This window comes from Pararhizobium polonicum (assembly GCF_001687365.1).
Lineage (GTDB): Bacteria > Pseudomonadota > Alphaproteobacteria > Rhizobiales > Rhizobiaceae > Pararhizobium > Pararhizobium polonicum.
In genome coordinates this window covers 240,735-260,257 of the sequence record NZ_LGLV01000010.1, presented here as the reverse complement: position 1 = coordinate 260,257, position 19,523 = coordinate 240,735, and the positions used below count along the sequence as shown (strand labels likewise).

At 62.7% G+C, this 19,523-nt stretch carries 16 protein-coding genes; 13 read left to right on the top strand and 3 right to left on the bottom strand.

The window, feature by feature from the left end; all coding sequences use genetic code 11:
* Positions 1-122: 122 nt before the first annotated feature.
* From ADU59_RS30900 to ADU59_RS17400, 3 genes are all read right to left on the bottom strand, one after another.
* On the bottom strand, positions 123-287 hold the full coding sequence (locus ADU59_RS30900) for a hypothetical protein (RefSeq protein WP_099050848.1): 165 nt from the start codon (positions 285-287) through the stop codon (positions 123-125).
* 346 nt (positions 288-633) lie between these two features.
* The gene (locus tag ADU59_RS17405) at positions 634-1,917 is read right to left on the bottom strand and encodes a cystathionine gamma-synthase family protein (protein WP_068955397.1); all 1,284 of its coding nucleotides are present in this window, start codon (positions 1,915-1,917) and stop codon (positions 634-636) included.
* A 159-nt stretch (positions 1,918-2,076) separates the two neighbouring features.
* Entirely contained in the window at positions 2,077-3,807 is a 1,731-nt protein-coding gene (locus tag ADU59_RS17400; RefSeq protein WP_068955396.1) for a cation:proton antiporter domain-containing protein, read from the bottom strand.
* 243 nt (positions 3,808-4,050) lie between these two features.
* Here ADU59_RS17400 and ADU59_RS17395 point away from each other — a divergent pair, with 243 nt between their 5' ends.
* The 13 genes from ADU59_RS17395 (at position 4,051) to ADU59_RS17340 (ending at position 19,474) form a co-directional block, all read left to right on the top strand.
* Positions 4,051-4,638, top strand: a complete 588-nt coding sequence (locus ADU59_RS17395) for an ANTAR domain-containing response regulator (RefSeq protein ID WP_068955395.1) — start codon at positions 4,051-4,053, stop codon at positions 4,636-4,638.
* Positions 4,639-4,687: 49 nt separating this feature from the next.
* Positions 4,688-5,989 (top strand): CmpA/NrtA family ABC transporter substrate-binding protein, encoded by a 1,302-nt coding sequence (locus ADU59_RS17390; protein ID WP_068955394.1) that lies wholly within the window; start codon positions 4,688-4,690, stop codon positions 5,987-5,989.
* A 363-nt stretch (positions 5,990-6,352) separates the two neighbouring features.
* A complete protein-coding gene (locus ADU59_RS17385) occupies positions 6,353-7,651 on the top strand; it encodes a CmpA/NrtA family ABC transporter substrate-binding protein (RefSeq protein WP_068955393.1) in 1,299 nt (432 codons plus the stop codon).
* A gap of 197 nt (positions 7,652-7,848) precedes the next feature.
* Positions 7,849-8,742, top strand: a complete 894-nt coding sequence (gene ntrB / locus ADU59_RS17380) for a nitrate ABC transporter permease (RefSeq protein WP_068955392.1) — start codon at positions 7,849-7,851, stop codon at positions 8,740-8,742.
* Between the two features lie 10 nt (positions 8,743-8,752).
* A complete protein-coding gene (locus ADU59_RS17375) occupies positions 8,753-9,550 on the top strand; it encodes an ABC transporter ATP-binding protein (RefSeq protein ID WP_068955391.1) in 798 nt (265 codons plus the stop codon).
* 5 nt (positions 9,551-9,555) lie between these two features.
* Positions 9,556-12,006, top strand: a complete 2,451-nt coding sequence (gene nirB / locus ADU59_RS17370; RefSeq protein WP_068955441.1) for a nitrite reductase large subunit NirB — start codon at positions 9,556-9,558, stop codon at positions 12,004-12,006.
* A gap of 169 nt (positions 12,007-12,175) precedes the next feature.
* Positions 12,176-12,505, top strand: coding sequence for a nitrite reductase small subunit NirD (nirD, locus tag ADU59_RS17365; RefSeq protein WP_068955390.1), 330 nt, complete (start codon positions 12,176-12,178; stop codon positions 12,503-12,505).
* Between the two features lie 243 nt (positions 12,506-12,748).
* Positions 12,749-15,406 carry a nitrate reductase gene (locus ADU59_RS17360; protein ID WP_068955389.1) on the top strand — a complete coding sequence of 886 codons (2,658 nt, stop codon included), beginning with the start codon at positions 12,749-12,751 and terminating at the stop codon, positions 15,404-15,406.
* The gene (gene cysG / locus ADU59_RS17355; protein ID WP_068955388.1) at positions 15,378-16,880 is read left to right on the top strand and encodes a siroheme synthase CysG; all 1,503 of its coding nucleotides are present in this window, start codon (positions 15,378-15,380) and stop codon (positions 16,878-16,880) included. The genes ADU59_RS17360 and cysG overlap by 29 nt, the downstream gene beginning before the upstream one ends.
* A gap of 5 nt (positions 16,881-16,885) precedes the next feature.
* The gene (locus ADU59_RS17350) at positions 16,886-17,197 is read left to right on the top strand and encodes a hypothetical protein (RefSeq protein ID WP_139093188.1); all 312 of its coding nucleotides are present in this window, start codon (positions 16,886-16,888) and stop codon (positions 17,195-17,197) included.
* A gap of 157 nt (positions 17,198-17,354) precedes the next feature.
* Positions 17,355-17,492: a hypothetical protein gene (locus ADU59_RS30655; RefSeq protein ID WP_158515732.1), complete on the top strand. Its 138-nt coding sequence runs from the start codon at positions 17,355-17,357 to the stop codon at positions 17,490-17,492.
* A 179-nt stretch (positions 17,493-17,671) separates the two neighbouring features.
* Positions 17,672-17,884 (top strand): hypothetical protein, encoded by a 213-nt coding sequence (locus ADU59_RS17345; protein ID WP_068955387.1) that lies wholly within the window; start codon positions 17,672-17,674, stop codon positions 17,882-17,884.
* A 129-nt stretch (positions 17,885-18,013) separates the two neighbouring features.
* Entirely contained in the window at positions 18,014-19,474 is a 1,461-nt protein-coding gene (locus tag ADU59_RS17340) for an FAD/NAD(P)-binding protein (RefSeq protein ID WP_068955439.1), read from the top strand.
* Positions 19,475-19,523: the final 49 nt, after the last annotated feature.

The window sequence follows — 19,523 nt, the reverse complement described above, 5'->3', positions numbered from 1 at the left end:
GCGATGCACTGGAAGCGGGCAACGAAACGCTTGTTCCGCTGGATATGTTGCGTGCGATATCGGGACCGGCAGGGTTCGCCCGCTCGAGCCGCAGCTTATATCAGGCAAAGTTTCGGCGAAGCTCAGTAACCCACCCGGACCCCGCCGGCTTCGCTGGCCCCGAAATCGGGCACAGGGGTATAGCCCTGATATTGCGAATAGGTGGTGTTGTTTGCGCCGGTGCTTGCGCATCCCGAAAGCGCCAGAAGTGCGAGTGCTGCAACAGCCATCAAAGATCTCAGTGACATGATTCTCTCCTGTCAGGGGGATCGGCCAGGCCGGCGGATGGCCGGACCGGGACTCTCCCAAATTATCTTCAGTGACAAGTAGGGCCATCGGCCGGAAAGGCGAGATGACACGTGGAAAAGCGTGCGCGGTTTGGAAAAAATGCGCACGCTGGCATTCGGGCCAAGGGTCGGCCCAAAGAAAAAGGCCGGGTGAAAACCCGACCTCTCCGACCCGTCTCGACAACGATTGCCAGTACATCCGTGGTCAACCGCTGGAAACGAATTCCATGGGTGCAATATGGCAAGGGAATGTAACCATTTCAAGACACAGCGGAAAATAACCAAGAACCGGGATCGGCAAAGCCCCTCAAGCCGCATCCAGTGCGATCGTCAGGTCGGCGATCAGATCATCGGGATGTTCGATGCCGATCGACAGGCGGATGGTCGATTCCAAGACGCCGATGCGCTGGCGGACCTCCAGCGGAACACCCGAATGCGTCATCGTTGCCGGATGGCTGGCGAGTGATTCCGTGCCGCCGAGGCTGACGGCAAGCTTGAAAATCTGCAGGGCGTTGAGGAACTTGAAGGAGGCCGGTTGGCCGCCGCGGATATCGAAGGAAAATGTCGAGCCCGCCCCGCTGCACTGCGCGGCAAATGTCTTTCCGAGCGGCGACTGCGGATCGTGATAGGGCAGATAGTGAATGCCCTCGACCTTCGGATGCTCCCGCAGGAAATTGGCGACGTCGAGCGCGTTGCTGTTGGCCTTTTCCATGCGGATCGACAATGTTTCCAGAGAACGGCCGAGCATCCAGCAGGAATGCGGATCGAGCTGCGTGCCGATGGCGCCGCGCAGCGCCTTGACTTGCTTCATCACCGCCTTGGCGCCAAGCGCGGCACCGGCGATCAGATCGGAATGGCCGCCGACATATTTGGTCAGCGAATAGAGCGAAATATCGGCGCCGTGCTCGATCGGCCGCTGGAAGACGGGCCCGAGCAGCGTGTTGTCGCAGGCAACGATCGGCGTATGCCCCTGTTTCTTGCCGATCGCATCGGCGATCCTGCGGATCATTGCGACATCGACAAGGCTGTTGGTGGGGTTGGCCGGTGTTTCGATCAGGATCATCGAGACCCGGCCCTTCGCCATAGCCTCGTCCGCGGCGGCCTGCACCGACGCCTCGTTGACGCCATCGGCAAACCCGACGGCCGCGACGCCCATGTTGAGAAAGGTCTTGGCCAGCAGCGTTTCCGTACCACCATAGAGCGGCTGCGAATGCAGGATGGCATCGCCCGGCCGCACGAAGGCGAGCAGCGTGGTGGCGATCGCCGACATGCCGGAGGAAAACAGGGCGCAGCTTTCCGTGCGCTCGTAAACCGCCAGACGGTCCTCGACGATCTCGCTGTTGGGATGATTGAAACGGGAATAGACCAGCCCCGCACCGGTGCCGGCCGGCGGCTCGCGGCGGCCGGAGACGAAATCGAAGAAATCACGGCCCTCTTCGGCCGACTTGAAGACGAAGGTCGACGTCAGGAACACCGGCGGCTTGACCGCGCCTTCGGAGAGCTCCGGATCGTAGCCATAGTTGAGCATCTGCGTTTCGGGGTGCAGTTTGTGGTTGCCGATATGGGTCTTGGAGGGATGTGGAGCAGTCATGACAGTCTCCGGGGTTTTGACGCGATTTTTGCAGTCTACATCAACTCCGGCCATCGCTTCTTGCCAATTTGCACCCGCTTCCAGCCTAAAATTGCGCGGCGACGCATAAACAGGCCGAAAATCCGGCAAAACCGGCAATTCTACCTATCGTTGGCAACATCAATCCTGTGCCTCGCTTTCGGCATCCAGCGACACATTCATCTGCTTGCGCTCGCGGGCCATGTCGGCGACGGCGGCCCGCAGCCGCGGGTGGCGGGCCATGAAGATATTGAAGTCACGCCTGTCGAGCTTGAGGAACTGGCAGAAATCCACCGCGATCACGTCGGCGGTGCGCAAGCCGCCGCTGAGCAGGGCCATCTCGCCGAAGAAGGAGCCGGCTTCGAGCACAATCGCATTGCCCGGCAGGCGAACCTCGGCAGCCCCGGCGGCGATGAAATACATGGCATCGCCGCGCTCACCGACACGGATCACCTTGTCGCCCGGCGACGCCGATGCCGGCCGGAACAGCAGGAGAAGCTCTTCGAGAGCATGCTCGTTCACCTCGGAAAACAACGGGAAGGTGCTGACCAGCTGCTGTTTCTTCAGCTGCTGCTGACTTTCCTTTTCTTCGACCTTGGCCTTGATCACATCGAGCTCCCGGCTGAGAGCTGCAAGTTTTTGCGCGCCGTAATGCGGCATGGCGTTCCTGAGTGCAGTTCTCAGTTTGCCGGCGGCCCAGAAGATCAGCGGATTGAGGGTGATCGACAGGATGGCGCCGGCAAGGATGAGGTCGTGGCCCTCCGTTGACAGGAGCCCGAGCGAAACGCCGAGCCCCGCGACGATGAAGGAAAACTCGCCGATCTGCGCCAGACTTGCGCCGACCGTCAGCGCCATCGGCAGGGGATAGCGCAAAAGCAGCACGAGGCCGATGGCGATCAGCGATTTGCCGCAGGTGATCAGCGCCACGATCGCAATCACGGCAAGCGGCTGATGGAGCAGCACGGTCGGATTGAACAGCATGCCGACGGAGACGAAGAACAGCACGGAGAAGGCATTCTGCAGGGGCAGCGAATCCGCCGCCGCCCTGTGGCTGAGGTGGGACTCGCTCATGATCACGCCGGCAAAAAACGCCCCGAGGGCAAAGGATACGCCGAAAATCGCCGCCGAGCCGAAGGCGATGCCGAGCGCGATGGCCAGAACCGTGAGCGTGAACAGTTCGCGCGATCCGGTGCGGGCAACCAGCGTCAGGAGCCACGGGACCAGCCTTGGGCCCAGCACCATCGCCAGCGCGGCAAAAGCACCGAGCTTGACCAGCGTCAGCATGATCGTCAGAGCAATGGAGGTGCCGCCGGTACCTGCCTGATGCGCCGCTGCCCCCCGAGCACCCAGCATCTCCGCGACGATGGGCAGGAGAACGAGCGCCAGCACCATCGCCAGGTCCTCGACGATCAGCCAGCCGATGGCCACTCGCCCGTTGGGCGAGTTGACCAGGTTCCGCTCCTCCAGCGCCTTGAGCAGCACCACCGTGCTGGCAACGGAGATGCTGAGGCCGAAGACCAGCCCGGCGCCGATGTTCCAACCCCAGAGGGTACACAGACCGATCCCCAGAGCCGTCGCCAGAACGATCTGCCCGATGGCGCCGGGAATGGCGACGCCGCGAACGGCAATCAGGTCGGAGGCGGAGAAATGCAGGCCGACCCCGAACATCAGAAGGATGACGCCGATCTCGGCCAGTTGCGCGGCAAGAGCGGCGTCGGCCGCAAAGCCCGGCGTGAACGGCCCCATCATGATACCGGCAACCAGATATCCGACCAGCGGCGGCAGGCGGAGCCGGTCCGCGAAATAGCCAAAGACCGCCGCCAGCACGAAGCTGATCGCAACGGTCGCTACCAAAGCCATATCCTGATGCACACTTTACTCCCGAAGACCCGCGCAGTTCCGCCCATACACCGCTTTTGCCATCGTAAGCTGTCAGCAGGCGTTCAATAAAGGGGCATATGGGAAAAACGATGGTTTTATCGCCGCCAGCGAACATCGCATCTGCGGCGAAACGCGGTATCCATGCCGGAATGCGCTGCCTAATTTTGATGCTTGCGCAGAAACGCAATTATTTTAGGCATTGCCAAGTTTGCTGCGCTGCGTCATCTATGCGCCATGGCTTATCTGGACCTCACAATTCTTGTCATCGATGAGAACGCAATCCGCGCGTCCATCATCGAGGAAGGGTTGCGCGAGGCCGGGCACGCGAAGGTGACTGTCGTGCACGAAGTCAACGGTATCGCCCGCATCATCGAGACGCTGCAGCCGGATGTAATCTTCATCGATCTGGAAAACCCGAACCGCGACATGATGGAGCATCTGTTCCAGCTGACGCGCACCGTCGGCCGGCCGATCGCCATGTTCGTCGACCGGTCGGACACCGCATCGATCGAGGCGGCAGTCGATGCCGGCGTCTCGGCCTATATCGTCGACGGCCTGAAAAAGGAGCGGGTCAAACCGATCCTCGACATGGCCGTCAGCCGCTTCAACGCCTTCTCGAGGCTGCAGCGGGAACTTGCCGATGCCAAGTCGGCGCTGGAAGAGCGCAAGATCGTCGAGCGCGCCAAGGGCATCCTGATGAAGATGCGCGGCCTCACCGAGGAGCAGGCCTTTGCCCTGCTGCGCCAGACGGCCATGAATGAGAAGAAGAAGATGTCGGACATCGCCCAGAGCGTCGTCACCGCGGCAGGATTGCTGATGTGATGAACGCACACCAGCCAGACATTTGCCGGCGGGAGGCATTGGAGTGGACATGATGACGAAATTCGATGGTACCGCAGTTGGGCCGCGTGGCGGCGACAGCCGTCTTGCCGCGCCCGCGGGACTGACGGGCGAAGGCTCGCGAACCCTGCGCGCCGGCTTCATTCCGCTGGTCGACGCATCCGTGTTGATCGCAGCATCCGAATTCGGCTTCGCGCAAAAGGAGGGCATCGTCCTCGATCTGGTCAAGGATGTCTCCTGGGCCAATGTGCGCGACCGGCTCGCCTTCCGGCAGTTCGACATCGCCCACATGCTGTCGCCCATGCCGGTCGCTTCGATGCTGGGCCTCGGCTCCAACCCGTCGCCGACGATCACACCCTTTTCGCTCGGACGTGGCGGCAACGCGATCACGCTTTCCACCCGGCTCTATGCTCGCATGCAGCAAGCGGGAGCCCTTTCGGAAACGGCGAGCGCCCTTGAAAATGCGCAGGCCCTGGCAAAGGCCATCTCCGGAATGAAGGCCCGTGGCGAGCCGCTGCCGACGCTCGGCGTCACCTATCCTTTCTCCTCGCATAATTACGAGTTCCGCTTCTGGCTGGCGGCCGGCGGCATCGATCCGGATCGTGACGTCAAGCTCGTGGTCGTGCCGCCGCCGCTGACCTCCGATGCGCTGGCGACCGGCGCCATCGACGGCTTCTGCGTCGGCGCACCGTGGAACATGGTCGCCTCCGAACGCGGCGTCGGCCGCATCGTCGCGGCCAAACAGGATATCTGGCCGTCCGCCCCCGAAAAAGTCATCGGCATGCGGCCGGAATGGGCCGAAACGCATCCGGAAACCGTCTCCCGGCTGATCGTCGCGCTGGATGCGGCCGCGCGCTGGTGCGACCGCCCGGACAATCACGATGCGCTATCGGAGGCGCTTGCCGACAGCCGCTATATCGCGGCACCGGTCGATATCATCCGTCGCGTGCTGGCCGGTGAATTCAATCTCGACGATCAGGGCAATCGGCGCGTCATCGATGGCTATTTCAAGTTCCATGACGGCTTTGCCAATTATCCGCGCCCGAGCCAGGCGCTGTGGATCTACAGCCAGATGATCCGCTGGGGCCAGACCGATCTTTCCTCTACCGGCATGACGGCTGCGGCTGCCGCCTATCGGCCCGATATCTATCGCCTGGCGCTTGGAGCGGACGCCGCACCCTTGCTGGATGACGATATTCGCGTCGAAGGCGCCGTGGATGGCGACCGCTTCATGGACGGACAGGTTTTCGACCCCGCCCGGATCGCCGACTATATCGCCGGATTTGCGGTCAAGAGCGGCATGGGCAGCGGGTCGCTCGCCGAGGAAAACTGACGGCGGCGAATTTTGCGTTGCACAAAATTTCCCACCTGGAAATGAACACGCCAAAGCAGACGCTGAAAATTTTTGCAGATGCAGGATACGGCCAAAATTTACGCACATCCCTGAGATCGATGAAAACCCATTCAATTTCAAAGCGCTAATACTTTCCTTCGAAACTGGCACGGGCCTTGCTTGGTATAATTCGCTGCGGTCAATGGCGATCGCAGTAAGCCGAGCCCAAGACAGGCGCTCGCAGAGACATCGACGTCGCAAGGTTTTTGCAGTCCGGGATGATTTTTCTCCCGAAGACGCAATCTCCGAGCGGCGTTTTTTTATTGCCAAATTTCCGACCGGCCACAGCAGAGGGACCTGTTCATGAAGACGATATCGAGCAACGGCATCACCCGTCGCAGCCTCCTGAAGACAACCGCAACCGCCGCGCTGTTCGGCGCCATCAAGACGGCCTTCCCGTCCGGCGCCTTTGCCGCCACGGCCGGCCCGGAAGTAACCGGCGTCAAGCTCGGCTACATCGCGCTGACGGATTCGGCGGCACTGATCATCGCCAAGGAGAAGGGCTTTTTCGAAAAGCACGGACTGCCGGATGTCGAGGTTGCCAAGCAGGCCTCCTGGGGCGCGACCCGCGACAACCTCGTGCTCGGTGGCGCCGCCAACGGCATCGATGGCGCGCATATCCTCTCGCCGATGCCCTACCTGATGCACACCGGCAAGGTGACGCAGAACAACGTTCCCGTGCCGATGGCCATCCTCGCCCGCCTCAACTGTGACAGCCAGGCAATTTCGGTTGCCAAGGAATATGCCGACACCGGCGTCCAGCTCGATGCCTCCAAGCTCAAGGCCGCCTTTGAAAAGAAGAAGGCCGATGGCGGCGAAGTGAAGGTCGCAATGACCTTCCCCGGCGGCACGCATGACCTGTGGATCCGCTACTGGCTGGCCGCCGGCGGTATCGATCCGGACAAGGACGTCTCGACCATCGTCGTGCCGCCGCCCCAGATGGTGGCCAACATGAAGGTCGGCAACATGGACGCCTTCTGTGTCGGCGAGCCATGGAACGAACAGCTGGTCAACCAGGGCATCGGCTTTACCGCAGCGTCCACCGGCGAACTCTGGAAGGGTCACCCGGAAAAAGCTCTCGGTATGCGCGCCGACTGGATCGAGAAAAACCCCAACGCCGCCAAGGCGCTGATGATGGCCGTGATGGAAGCCCAGATGTGGTGCGAGAGCATGGACAACAAGGACGAGATGGCCGCGATCGTCGGCAAGCGCCAATGGTTCAACGTACCCACGAAAGACATCATCGGCCGGCTGAAGGGCGACATCAACTACGGCAACGGCCGCGTCGTCCACGGCACCGATCTCTACATGAAGTTCTGGGCCAACGGCGCGTCCTACCCGTTCAAGAGCCACGACACCTGGTTCATGGCCGAGAACATCCGCTGGGGCAAACTGGCGCCCGACACGAACATCAAGGCACTGGTCGATCAGGTGAATCGCGAAGACATCTGGCGTGCCGCTGCCGCCGATCTGGGTGTGGCTGCCGCCGACATCCCGGCCACGACCTCGCGCGGCAAGGAAACCTTCTTCGACGGCAAGGTCTTCGATCCGGAAAACCCGTCGGCCTATCTCGACAGCCTGTCGATCAAGGCAGCGTCCTGATGAACAGCTTCATCCTCGCATCCTGCCCCTCACCCTAGCCCTCTCCCCGCAAGCGGGGAGAGGGGACGACAGAGTTTGCCGCTGGTCCCTTCTCCCCGTCAAAACGGGGAGAAGGTGGCCGCCCTTCTTCTTAAACAAGGAGGGCCGGATGAGGGGCTCTCAAGCAGGCCCGGTTCAATTGATTAAGGACGAAGACGATGGCAGCAACAGCACATAAAGAAAATCTGGCTATCCCCCCGGCGATATCCCCCAAGGGTAAGATCATCGCCCTGCCGGGCCGGCCCGCCGCAAAATTCAACACCAGAAAAATCGCGCTTGCCGTTGCCCGCAACGTCCTGCCGCCGCTGATCGTGCTGGCCGTCATACTGGTGATCTGGCAGATCCTCTGTTCCGAGGCCGGCGCCACGCTGCCGCCACCGTCGCAGGTCTGGCAGGAAAGCTACGACCTGATCGCCTATCCGTTCTTCAACTACGGATCGCAGGATATCGGCCTTGGCTGGCGGGTGCTGATCTCGCTGCAGCGCGTCGCCTACGGCTTCGGGCTTGCCGCCATTACCGGCGTCCTGATCGGCGCGCTGATCGGTCAGTCGATCTGGGCGATGCGCGGGCTCGATCCGATCTTCCAGATCCTGCGCACCGTTCCGCCGCTTGCCTGGCTGCCGCTGTCGCTGGCCGCATTCCAGGATTCGAACCCCTCGGCCATCTTCGTGATCTTCATCACCTCGATCTGGCCGGTAATCATCAACACCGCCGTCGGCGTCCGCAACATTCCGCAGGACTATCGCAACGTCGCCAAGGTGCTGTGCCTCAACCAGTTCGAATTCTTCTTCAAGATCATGCTGCCCTCGGCCGCACCCTACATCTTCACCGGTCTTCGCATCGGTATCGGCCTGTCATGGCTCGCCATTGTTGCAGCTGAAATGCTGACCGGCGGCGTCGGCATCGGCTTCTTCATCTGGGATGCGTGGAACTCGTCGCGCCTGCCCGACATCATCGTCGCACTCGCCTATATCGGCGTCGTCGGTTTCATCCTCGACAAGCTGGTCTCAGCCGTCGGCACCATCGTCACCCGCGGCGCATCCGCCAACTGAGGATACTGTCATGAGCGCCTATCTCAAGCTCGATCATATCGACAAGCATTTCGACCGGGGCGGTCAGCGCGCCGAAGTGCTGAAGGGCATCAACCTGACGATCGCCAAGGGCGAGTTCGTCTCGATCATCGGCCATTCCGGCTGCGGAAAATCGACACTACTCAATCTCATTGCCGGCCTGACGCCGGTCTCCTCCGGCGCGGTGCTGCTGGAAAACCGGGAGGTCAACGCGCCCGGTCCGGAACGTGCCGTCGTCTTCCAGAATCACAGCCTGCTGCCCTGGCTGACGGTGTATGAAAACGTCAACCTCGCCGTCTCCAAGGTTTTCGGCAGGACGAAGAGCAAGACGGAACGCCACGACTGGGTCATGGCCAATCTCGACCTCGTCCAGATGGCCCATGCCAAGGACAAGCGGCCGTCAGAGATTTCCGGCGGCATGAAGCAGCGCGTCGGCATCGCTCGCGCCCTTGCCATGGAGCCGAAGATTCTTCTGCTCGACGAGCCCTTCGGCGCGCTCGATGCGCTGACCCGGGCACATCTGCAGGATGCGGTGATGGAAATCCATCTTCGCCTCGGCAACACCATGCTGATGATCACCCATGACGTCGACGAGGCCGTGCTGCTCTCCGACCGAATCGTGATGATGACCAACGGCCCGGCTGCCTGCATCGGTGAAGTGCTCGACGTGCCGATCGGCCGGCCGCGCAACCGTATCGAGCTTGCCTCGGACCGGACCTATCTCAAATGCCGCGAGGCCGTGCTGAAGTTCCTTTACGAACGGCACCGCTTCGTCGAAGCCGCGGAGTGACCGGCATGACCCAGAAACTCGTCATCATCGGCAATGGCATGGCGCCCGGACGCATGCTGGAGCATCTGTTCGAACAGGCCCCCGGCCAATACGACGTCACCATCTTCAACGCCGAGCCCCGCGTCAACTACGACCGCATCATGCTGTCGCCGGTGCTGTCGGGCGAGAAGACCTACGAGCAGATCGTCATCCATGGCGACGGCTGGTACATCGAAAACGGCATCACGCTCTACAAGGGTCACAAGATCGTCGCCATTGACCGGGCGGCAAAAACCGTCACCTCCGATCACGGTGTCACCGAAAGTTACGACAAGCTGGTGATCGCCACCGGCTCCATGCCTTTCATCATCCCCGTTCCCGGCAAGGATCTGCCCGGCGTCATCACCTACCGTGACATCGATGACGTGCAAGCCATGCTGCTGGCCGCCCAGTCGCGGGAAAAGGCCATCGTCATCGGCGGCGGCCTTCTCGGGCTGGAGGCGGCGGCGGGGCTCAATTCGCGCGGCATGGACGTCACCGTGCTGCATGTCATGCCGACGCTGATGGACCGCCAGCTCGATCCGGCGGCCGGCTACCTGTTGCAGCGCGCCTTCGAGGAACGCGGCATCAAGGTCGTCACCAAGGCCAATACCAGGCAGATCGTCGGCACGACCAAGGTCGAGGGCATCGAGCTGGACGATGGCACGATCATCCCGGCCAGCCTCGTGGTCATGGCCGTCGGTATCCGTCCGAATGCGGCGATTGCCAAGGAAGCAGGCCTTGCTGTCAACCGTGGCATCGTCGTTGATTCCGGCATGCAGACCTCGGACGGCGACATTCTGGCACTGGGCGAATGCGCCGAAGTCGGCGGCATGGTCTACGGGCTCGTCGCCCCCTTGTACGAAATGGCGCGGATCGCCGCAGCGCATCTGGCCGGCGACCGCACTCCGGCCTTCGTCCATTCGGACACACCGACGAAACTCAAGGTCACCGGCATCAACCTCTTCTCGCTTGGCGACTTTGCCGAAGGCGAGGACCGCGAGGAAATCGTGCTGCGGGACGCCACCGCGGGCGTCTACAAGCGGGTGGTGCTGAAGGACAACCGCATCATCGGTACCGTGCTCTACGGCGAGACCGCCGATGGCGCCTGGTTCAACGACCTGAAGAAGAAAGCCACCGATATCTCCGAAATGCGCGAAACGCTCATTTTCGGCCAGGCCTACCAGGGAGGGTCTCCGCTGGACCCTACGGCGGCCGTTGCAGCCTTGCCGGATGATGCGGAAATCTGCGGCTGCAACGGCGTCTGCAAGGGCAAGATCACGGGTGCGATCACCGGCAAGGGGCTGACGTCTCTCGACGACGTGCGGGCCCATACCAAGGCATCCGCCTCCTGCGGCTCCTGCACCGGCCTTGTCGAGCAGCTGATGACCATCACGCTGGGCGACGCCTACAATCCGGCCGCCGTGCAGCCGATGTGCAAATGCACCGATCTCGGCCATGACGACGTGCGCCGCCTGATCAAGGCCAAGGGGCTGAAGACCATTCCCGCCGTCATGCAGGAGCTGGAATGGAAGACCTCGTGCGGCTGCGCCAAATGCCGGCCGGCGCTCAACTACTACCTCGTCTGCGACTGGCCGAATGAGTATGCCGACGACTACCAGTCGCGTTTCATCAACGAGCGCGTCCACGCCAATATCCAGAAGGACGGCACCTATTCGGTCGTGCCGCGCATGTGGGGCGGCGTCACCAATTCCGGCGAATTGCGGGCGATCGCTGACGTGGTCGACAAGTTCGACATCCCGATGGTGAAAGTGACCGGCGGCCAGCGTATCGACCTGCTCGGCATCGAGAAGGAAGACCTGCCCGCCGTCTGGGCCGATCTCGGCAAGGCCGGCTTCATCTCCGGCCAGGCCTATGCCAAGGGCCTGCGCACCGTGAAAACCTGCGTCGGCTCCGACTGGTGCCGCTTCGGCACGCAGGATTCGACCGGGCTCGGCATCCGCATCGAGAAGTTCATGTGGGGCTCCTGGACGCCGGCCAAGCTGAAGCTTGCCGTCTCCGGCTGTCCGCGCAACTGCGCCGAGGCGACCTGCAAGGATATCGGCGTCATTTGCGTCGATAGTGGCTTCGAGATCCATTTCGCCGGTGCCGCCGGTCTCGACATCAAGGGCACGGAAATACTCGGCCTCGTCAAGACCGAGGACGAGGCACTGCACTACATCGTGGCGCTGACGCAGATGTACCGTGAGCAGGGCCGCTATCTCGAGCGCATCTACAAATGGGCGAAACGCATCGGTCTCGAGGAAATCCGCCGCCAGATCATGGGCGATGCCGACAAGCGCCAGGCCTATTACGAGCGCTTCGTCTTCTCCCAGCAATTCGCCCAGGTCGATCCCTGGTCGGAGCGCGTCTCCGGCAAGGACAAGCATGAGTTCCGCCCGATGGCGACGGTCGGCTATCCGGAGGCTGCGGAATGATTACCTCCCCCTTGAGGGGGGAGGTCACGACGAAGTCGCGGGTGGGGGTGATCCGTTGCTCGACATGAAAGGTCACCCCACCCCGTCGCTTCGCGCCGACCCTCCCCCTCAAGGGGAGGGTAAAGGAACCGATGCCGCCGCATATTCAGAGAGTAAAGGGAACGAACACATGAACTGGATCGCAATCGGCGATATCTCCGACATCCCGTTGCGCGGCGCGCGCTGCGTGAAGACGCAGCAAGGCAAGATCGCCGTCTTTCGCACGGCCGAAAACGAAGTCTTCGCCATTGAGGATCACTGCCCCCACAAGGGCGGACCGCTGAGCCAGGGCATCGTTCACGGAACGGCCGTCACCTGCCCGCTGCACAACTGGGTGATTTCGCTGGAAACCGGCAAGGCGCTGGGTGCCGACGAGGGAGAAGTGCGGACGATCCCGGTGCGCAATGACAATGGTGCGCTCTCCATCGCGCTCGAAAGCCTGATGATGGCGGCGGAATAGCAGCGATGGAGCAAGGAACACCCCCCTCTGTCCCTTCGGGACATCTCCCCCTCAAGGGGGGAGATCGGACGGCATATGCCGCTGCCTCGTACAGCAATTTTAGCGTCTGGAAGATGCGCGTTGCGGTTGGAGGACACGAACGGCGCGGCAGGCTCCCGATCTCCCCCCTTGAGGGGGAGATGTCAGCAAAGCTGACAGAGGGGGGTGGTTGCAACGAATGCCGGAGCCAGTGGAGGCACGCTCATGTCCACTGAAACCAGGACCACCTGCCCCTATTGCGGCGTCGGTTGCGGCGTCATCGCCAAAATCGACGACACCGGCGCAGTCAGCGTCAAGGGCGATCCCGACCATCCGGCCAATTTCGGGCGGCTGTGTTCCAAGGGCTCGGCGCTCGCCGAAACCATCGATCTCGACGGCCGGGTTCTTCATCCGCAGATCAACGGAGAACGGGCGAACTGGGATGAGGCGCTCGACCTCGTCGCCGCCCGCTTCTCGCAAACCATCGCAGAACATGGCCCGGATTCCGTGGCCTTCTACGTCTCCGGCCAGTTGCTGACGGAGGACTATTATATCGCCAACAAGCTGATGAAAGGCTTCATCGGCTCCGCCAATATCGACACCAATTCGCGCCTCTGCATGTCCTCCTCCGTTGCCGGACACAAACGCGCTTTCGGCGCCGATACCGTTCCCGGCACCTACGAGGATATCGAGCGTGCCGATCTCGTCATCCTCACCGGCTCCAATCTCGCGTGGTGCCATCCGGTGATCTACCAGCGCCTCGCCGCCGCCAAGGCCGCCCGGCCAAGCATGAAGGTCGTCGTCATCGACCCGCGCCGGACGATGACGGCCGATATCGCCGACCTGCATCTGGCGATCCGCCCGGATGGCGACGTGGCGCTTTTCATGGGCCTGCTGGCTCACCTCGCGGGTACTGCCGCGATCGATCAGAACTACATCGGCACGCACACCAATGGTTTCGCAGAGGCCTTTGCGTCCGCCTCGGCCCTCAGCATCGCGGACCTGATGGAATTAACCGGCCTGCCCTCCATGCAGTTGCGGCAGTTCTTCCGCCTGTTCGAGGAAACCGAAAAGGTCGTCACCTGCTACAGCCAGGGCGTCAACCAGTCCGCTTCCGGCACCGACAAGGTCAACGCCATCATCAACTGTCACCTGGCAACCAGCCGCATCGGCCGTCCGGGCATGGGGCCGTTTTCGCTGACCGGCCAGCCGAACGCCATGGGCGGACGCGAGGTTGGCGGCCTTGCCAATATGCTGGCGGCCCACATGGCCATCGAAAATCCCGAGGACTGCGACCGCGTCCAGCGCTTCTGGCAATCGCCTGATATCGCTCGCAAGCCCGGCCTGAAGGCCGTCGACATGTTCCGAGCCGTCGCCGACGGCCGGATCAAGGCGCTCTGGATCATGGCCACCAACCCGGTCGTCTCGATGCCGGACGCCGATGCGGTCGCTGCCGCGATTGCGGCCTGTCCTTTCGTCGTCGTGTCTGATGTCCTGCAGGAAACCGACACGACGCAATATGCTCATGTTCTCCTGCCTTCGCTCGGCTGGGGTGAAAAGGACGGCACGGTCACCAATTCCGAGCGCCGCATCTCCCGCCAGCGCGCCTTCCTCAAAGCGCCCGGCGAGGCCAAGGCCGACTGGTGGCAGATGGCCGAAGTCGGGCGCCGCATGGGCTTTGCAGGCGAATTTTCCTTTCCGTCCGCAGCGGATGTCTTTGCAGAACATGCCGGGCTTTCGGCGTTCGAAAACAACGGCAGCCGCGATTTCGATATCGGCGCCCACCGGCAGATCGATGCCGATGCCTATGATGCACTGACACCGTTTCAATGGCCGCAATCGGAAAACACACAAGCGCAGATCACGCGCTTCTTCGGTGAAGGCGGCTTTTTTCATGCCGATCGCAAGGCCCGCTTCATTGCCGTCGAGGTGCCTGTCTCAGACCGGACCAGCACGGATTTCCCGCTGACACTCAACACCGGCCGCATCCGCGACCAGTGGCACACGATGACGCGGACCGGCAAAAGCGCCCGGCTCTCCGCCCATATCGCCGAGCCCTTCGCCGAAATCCACCCGCGTGACGCCATGGAGATCGGCGTTGCCAGCGCAGGTCTCGTCGAGATCGAAAGCCCCTATGGCAAAGCCGTGGTGCGCGCCCTCGTCACCGACCGGCAGGCGCGCGGCAGCCTGTTCGTGCCGATGCACTGGAATGACCAGTTCGCCGCCAAGGCACGCATCGACGCCGTCGTTGCGCCGCTCACCGATCCGATTTCCGGACAGCCGGCCTCGAAGAATGTCGCCGTCGCTGCCCGGCCGCTGAAGGTGGAAAGCTATGGTTTTGCCGTCTCCTTCGCCAAGCCGCAAAACCTCGACAGCGTTTACTGGGCTCTGGCAAAAGCAGCCAGCGGTTGGCGCTTGGAACTCGCCTTCGATGCGGCACCGGACAGCTGGACCGCATGGTGCCGCACTCATTTCGGCATTCCAGATCATATCGAACCGCTCGGCTATGCGGACGCGCAATCCGGCGACCTGCGCCTCGCCTTCTTCGACGGCGAGCGGCTGCTCGCAGCTTTTTTCCTCGCCCGCCGGCCCGTCGCCGTCGCCCGCAACTGGGCGATCGAGCAGCTCACCGTCCGACATACCGAGCTCGCCAGACGCTTCGCCGTCGTTGCCGGACGCCCCGGCGCCGGCCGCATGGACCCGGGCGCCACCGTCTGCTCCTGCTTCGGCGTCGGCGTCAACCAGATCGTCGCGGCTGTGCGCGGTGGGTGTCACAGCGTCGAAGCGGTCGGCAAAGACTTGAACGCCGGAACCAATTGCGGCTCGTGCCGCGCGGAAATCAGGGGGATCATCGATGGATGTCTTGCAGCTGCTGCCGAGTGACCGAACCACCACCCCTGCCCGCATGGCACCGCTTGCCAAACTGCCGGTCTTCTGGGCACTCGACGGAAAACGTGCCGTTGTCGCCGGCGGATCGGACGCAGCCGCCTGGAAGGCTGAACTGCTGGCCGCCTGCGGCGCCGAGGTCCATGTCTATGCGGAAGACTTGAGCGAGACGTTTGGCAATCTTATCCGTCAGGGTTCGGAATCCGAAAATGGCCGGTTCGTCCATCACCCTCATGAATGGAACGCTGCCACGTTCGAAAAGACAGCCATCGCGATCGCCGACTGTGCGGACGAAGAGGCCGCAGCAGACTTCTTCGATGCCGCCTGCAAGGCTGGCGTCCCGGTCAACGTCATCGACAAACCGAGATACTGCCAGTTCCAGTTCGGCTCGATCGTCAACCGCTCCCCCGTCGTCGTCGCCATCTCCACCGACGGCGCAGCCCCGATCCTCGCCCAGGCCATCCGCCGCCGCATCGAAACGCTGCTGCCGCCGTCGCTGAAATCCTGGGCCGCGCTGGCGCATTCCATTCGCGACAGGGTCAATGAGAAGATAAGCCCCGGTGCGCCAAGGCGGGCCTTCTGGGAAAATTTCGTCGATCGCGCATTTGGCGCGTCCCCCGAAACGGACACAGAATCCGATCTGATCTCCGATGCCGGACGCATTGGTGAAAACGCAAAATCGTCCATCGGCCGCGTGACCCTCGTCGGCGCCGGTCCCGGCGATGCGGAACTGCTGACATTGAAGGCCGTGCGCGCGCTGCAGGCCGCCGACGTCATCCTGTTCGACGATCTGGTTTCCGACGAGGTGCTGGAGCTGGCCCGCCGCGAGGCAAAGCGCATGCTGGTGGGAAAGCGCGGTGGCCGGACGAGCTGCAAGCAGGAAGACATCAACGCCACGATGGTGGCGCTGGCCAAGGCCGGTAAGCGCGTCGTTCGGCTCAAATCCGGCGACCCGATGATCTTCGGCCGTGCCGGCGAGGAAATCGCCTGTCTCGAACAGGAAGGCATCCCCGTCGATATCGTGCCGGGCATTACCTCCGCCAGCGCCATGGCCGCAAGGCTCGGCGTCTCGCTGACGCACCGCGACCACGCGCAGGCGGTGCGCTTCGTTACCGGCCATTCCCGCCTTGGCGATCTTCCCACCGACCTCGACTGGCAGAACCTTGCCGAGCCCCGCACCACGACGATCTTCTACATGGGCGGCCGCACCGCGGGGCAGATTCGCGCCAGGCTTCTGGCCGCGGGTATGAAGAGCGAGACGCCAGCAGTCATCATGAGCGCAGTCACGCGCAACAATGAAAAGCGCTGGATCGGCACGCTGCATGACCTTGCAGAGGCCGTCGAAGAAATCGGTGTCGACAACCCGATCCTGATCGGTGTCGGCCGGGCCTTTTCGCAGGCGCGATCGAGCACGCAAACGGCAGACGAAGCCAAGCTGGAATACGGCCACCCTCAAGCCCGGGCGATATGATGCCGATGGATCTCATCTCCGCACTGGCCCTCAGCCTTGCCATCGGCTTCAGCTGGCACCGGTTCCGGCAAATCTTCTCGCAGGCGACGGACCGGACCGTTCTTCTGTCGCCCGCCACGACCCTTGCCAGCACCGTCAACCTGTCGGCGATGGCCATGGCGTTCAGCGGCAATAGCCCAGGCATCGGCGGAACGATCGTCGCGCTTGGGCTGCTGTTTGCCGTAGCCGGCGATCGCTCGCGTCTTGGCTCGCCGGCGCGCCTGACATTGGCCGTCGCATGCCTGCTTGCCCATGCCGGTCTCAGCGGTTCGTTTTAAATCCGTTCAGCCATCGAATCACCACGCATTTCGCTGTATAGCACCAGCGGAAGCCAAAGCGTTCGTCCCGGACACGGAGCGCATGCATTGCAATCACCCTTTGGAACAACCTGGCGATCTGCACGTTTGCACGGATGCTTAAACAGGAAAAAGTGCAATGCAGATAACCATGCGCGCCGTTGTCTTCGTGATCGTCGGTTCCATTCTGAGCATCCTTGCCATCAAATATGCCCGCAATGATCTGAACGCCACCGTGCCGATGCTGGATCCAGCCGCGGTCACGGGGCCTGCCTGATCCCGGCCCGATCGCCAGCCGCACCGATAGAAAAACCGCCACAATCCATCGTCACTCGTATCGCCCAAGGCAATGCGGACGCCATCGGCAGACGCCTGCCCTGCCGGTTTCCGCTGCGGGCGCGTCGCTGCCTGCCGGAACCAGGCATATCGTACCGAGCAGACGGCAGGAGACGACGCATGAAAAAATGGAGCAACGAGCCGATGCTCCCCCGTCATGTGGAGCTGTGCCAGCGGGTCTTCGATGCCGCCCGGGCGGCCCGCGGCATATCCGCCGACAGCGACGCAAACGACCCGGTGGCGGCACTGGTGCTGACGCTATATCGCCATGGTGTCTGGGACGAAGAGGAATTGCTGCGGCGGGTTCTTCAGGCCCTGGACGAGACATCCTAATGCAGGTCCGGCACCCGTCGTCAGCACGAAAACTTACGGGCTTGACCGCCGCTTAATATTGATAAAAACTGTAGACTATCCGAAGCGGCCTGGCGGTGAGGTGTCGTGAACCAATTGATCGTCAATCCGATGACCTTGTCTGCCACGGGCGCAGAACCCGCTCAGCCGCGCGACCACCGGCCGGTGGTTGCCATCATCGGCGGCGGCGTCTCGGGCGCGGCTACCGCCTTCAATCTTGCGCAGACAGGTCAAAGTCCGGCCCCGGACATCATCGTCTTCGAGCCGCGCGAGAGCATCGGCAAGGGGCTCGCCTACGACACGGCCGAGCCCGCCCACCGCATCAACGTACCTGCCGCGCGCATGAGCCTGCTCAGCGACCAGCCGGATCAGTTCCTGCGGTGGATCGAGGAACGGGCGGCAACAGCCGGTGATCCCGATGCCCTGCGGCCGGACGGCAATCTCTTTCCGCAGCGCAGCGTGTTCGGCGATTATATCAACGCCATGCTGCAGCCGCTTGTTGCCAACGGCACTGTCCGGCATAACCGCTCCACTGTCGCCCATCTGCGGCGCGAGGGCCAACGCTGGTCGATCATCGGCCATGACGGCGCGCAGACCCTGGCCGATATCGTCGTCATCGCCACAAGCCATCCGCCGCCGGTGGCGCCGGGCCGGCTTCAGGCCTTGCTAAAGGATCATCCCCGTTTCGTACCGGATCCGACCAAGGCCGGCGCGCTGGACGCTATTCGCCCGTCAGACCGGGTGCTGGTTGTCGGCAACGGCCTGACGTCGGCCGATGTGATCGCATCGCTGGCACTCAAGGGCCACAAGGGCCCGATCACGGCGGTCTCGCGCCGCGGGCTGCGGTCGCGGGGGCACGCGCCTGTTCCGCAAGAGCCGCTGGGCGATTTTCTCGCGAATCCGGCCTTCACGGCGCGGACACTTCTGAAAAACATTCGCAGTGCCATCCGGCAGGCCACGTCGGATGGCCTCACCTGGCACGGCGTCATCGATCAGGTGCGGGCACAGGGTCAGGCGCTCTGGCAGGTTCTGCCGCTGGTGGAACGCCAGCGCATCGTCCGCCACCTGCGCCCCTATTGGGATGTTCACCGTTTCCGCGTTGCACCGCAGGTGGAAGCGGCGCTTGACAAGGCGATAGCCGAAGGACGCCTCGACATTCTCGCCGGATCCGTCGCGGCCAGTCGCGTCGAAAACCATGACATCCACTGCACGCTTCGCCTGCGGCGAAGCCCTGACACCATCGAGAAAACCTACGACGCCGTCGTCGTCACCACCGGACCGGGGCATGGCGGCATTCTCGCCAGCCAGCCTTTTCTCGCCGAGCTTTCCGAAAACGGCTATCTCGAACTCGACCCGACCGGTCTCGGGCTCTCCTGCACCCGCAATTCCGAAGCCATCGGTCCGGTCGCGGGCGTCACCCCTTCGCTGCTCATCGCCGGCCCCCTGGCGCGCGGCACGTTCGGCGAACTCATGGGCCTGCCGCAGGTGACGGATCATGCCGCCTTCGTCGCCTCGGTGATTGCCGGGCGTTTGCAGGCGCAGGCACCAAAGGCGGTGCAAAACCGGCTTTAAGGAAAGACTTTTCTTAGTCCAGTCGATCTATAGAAATTATAATCTTATC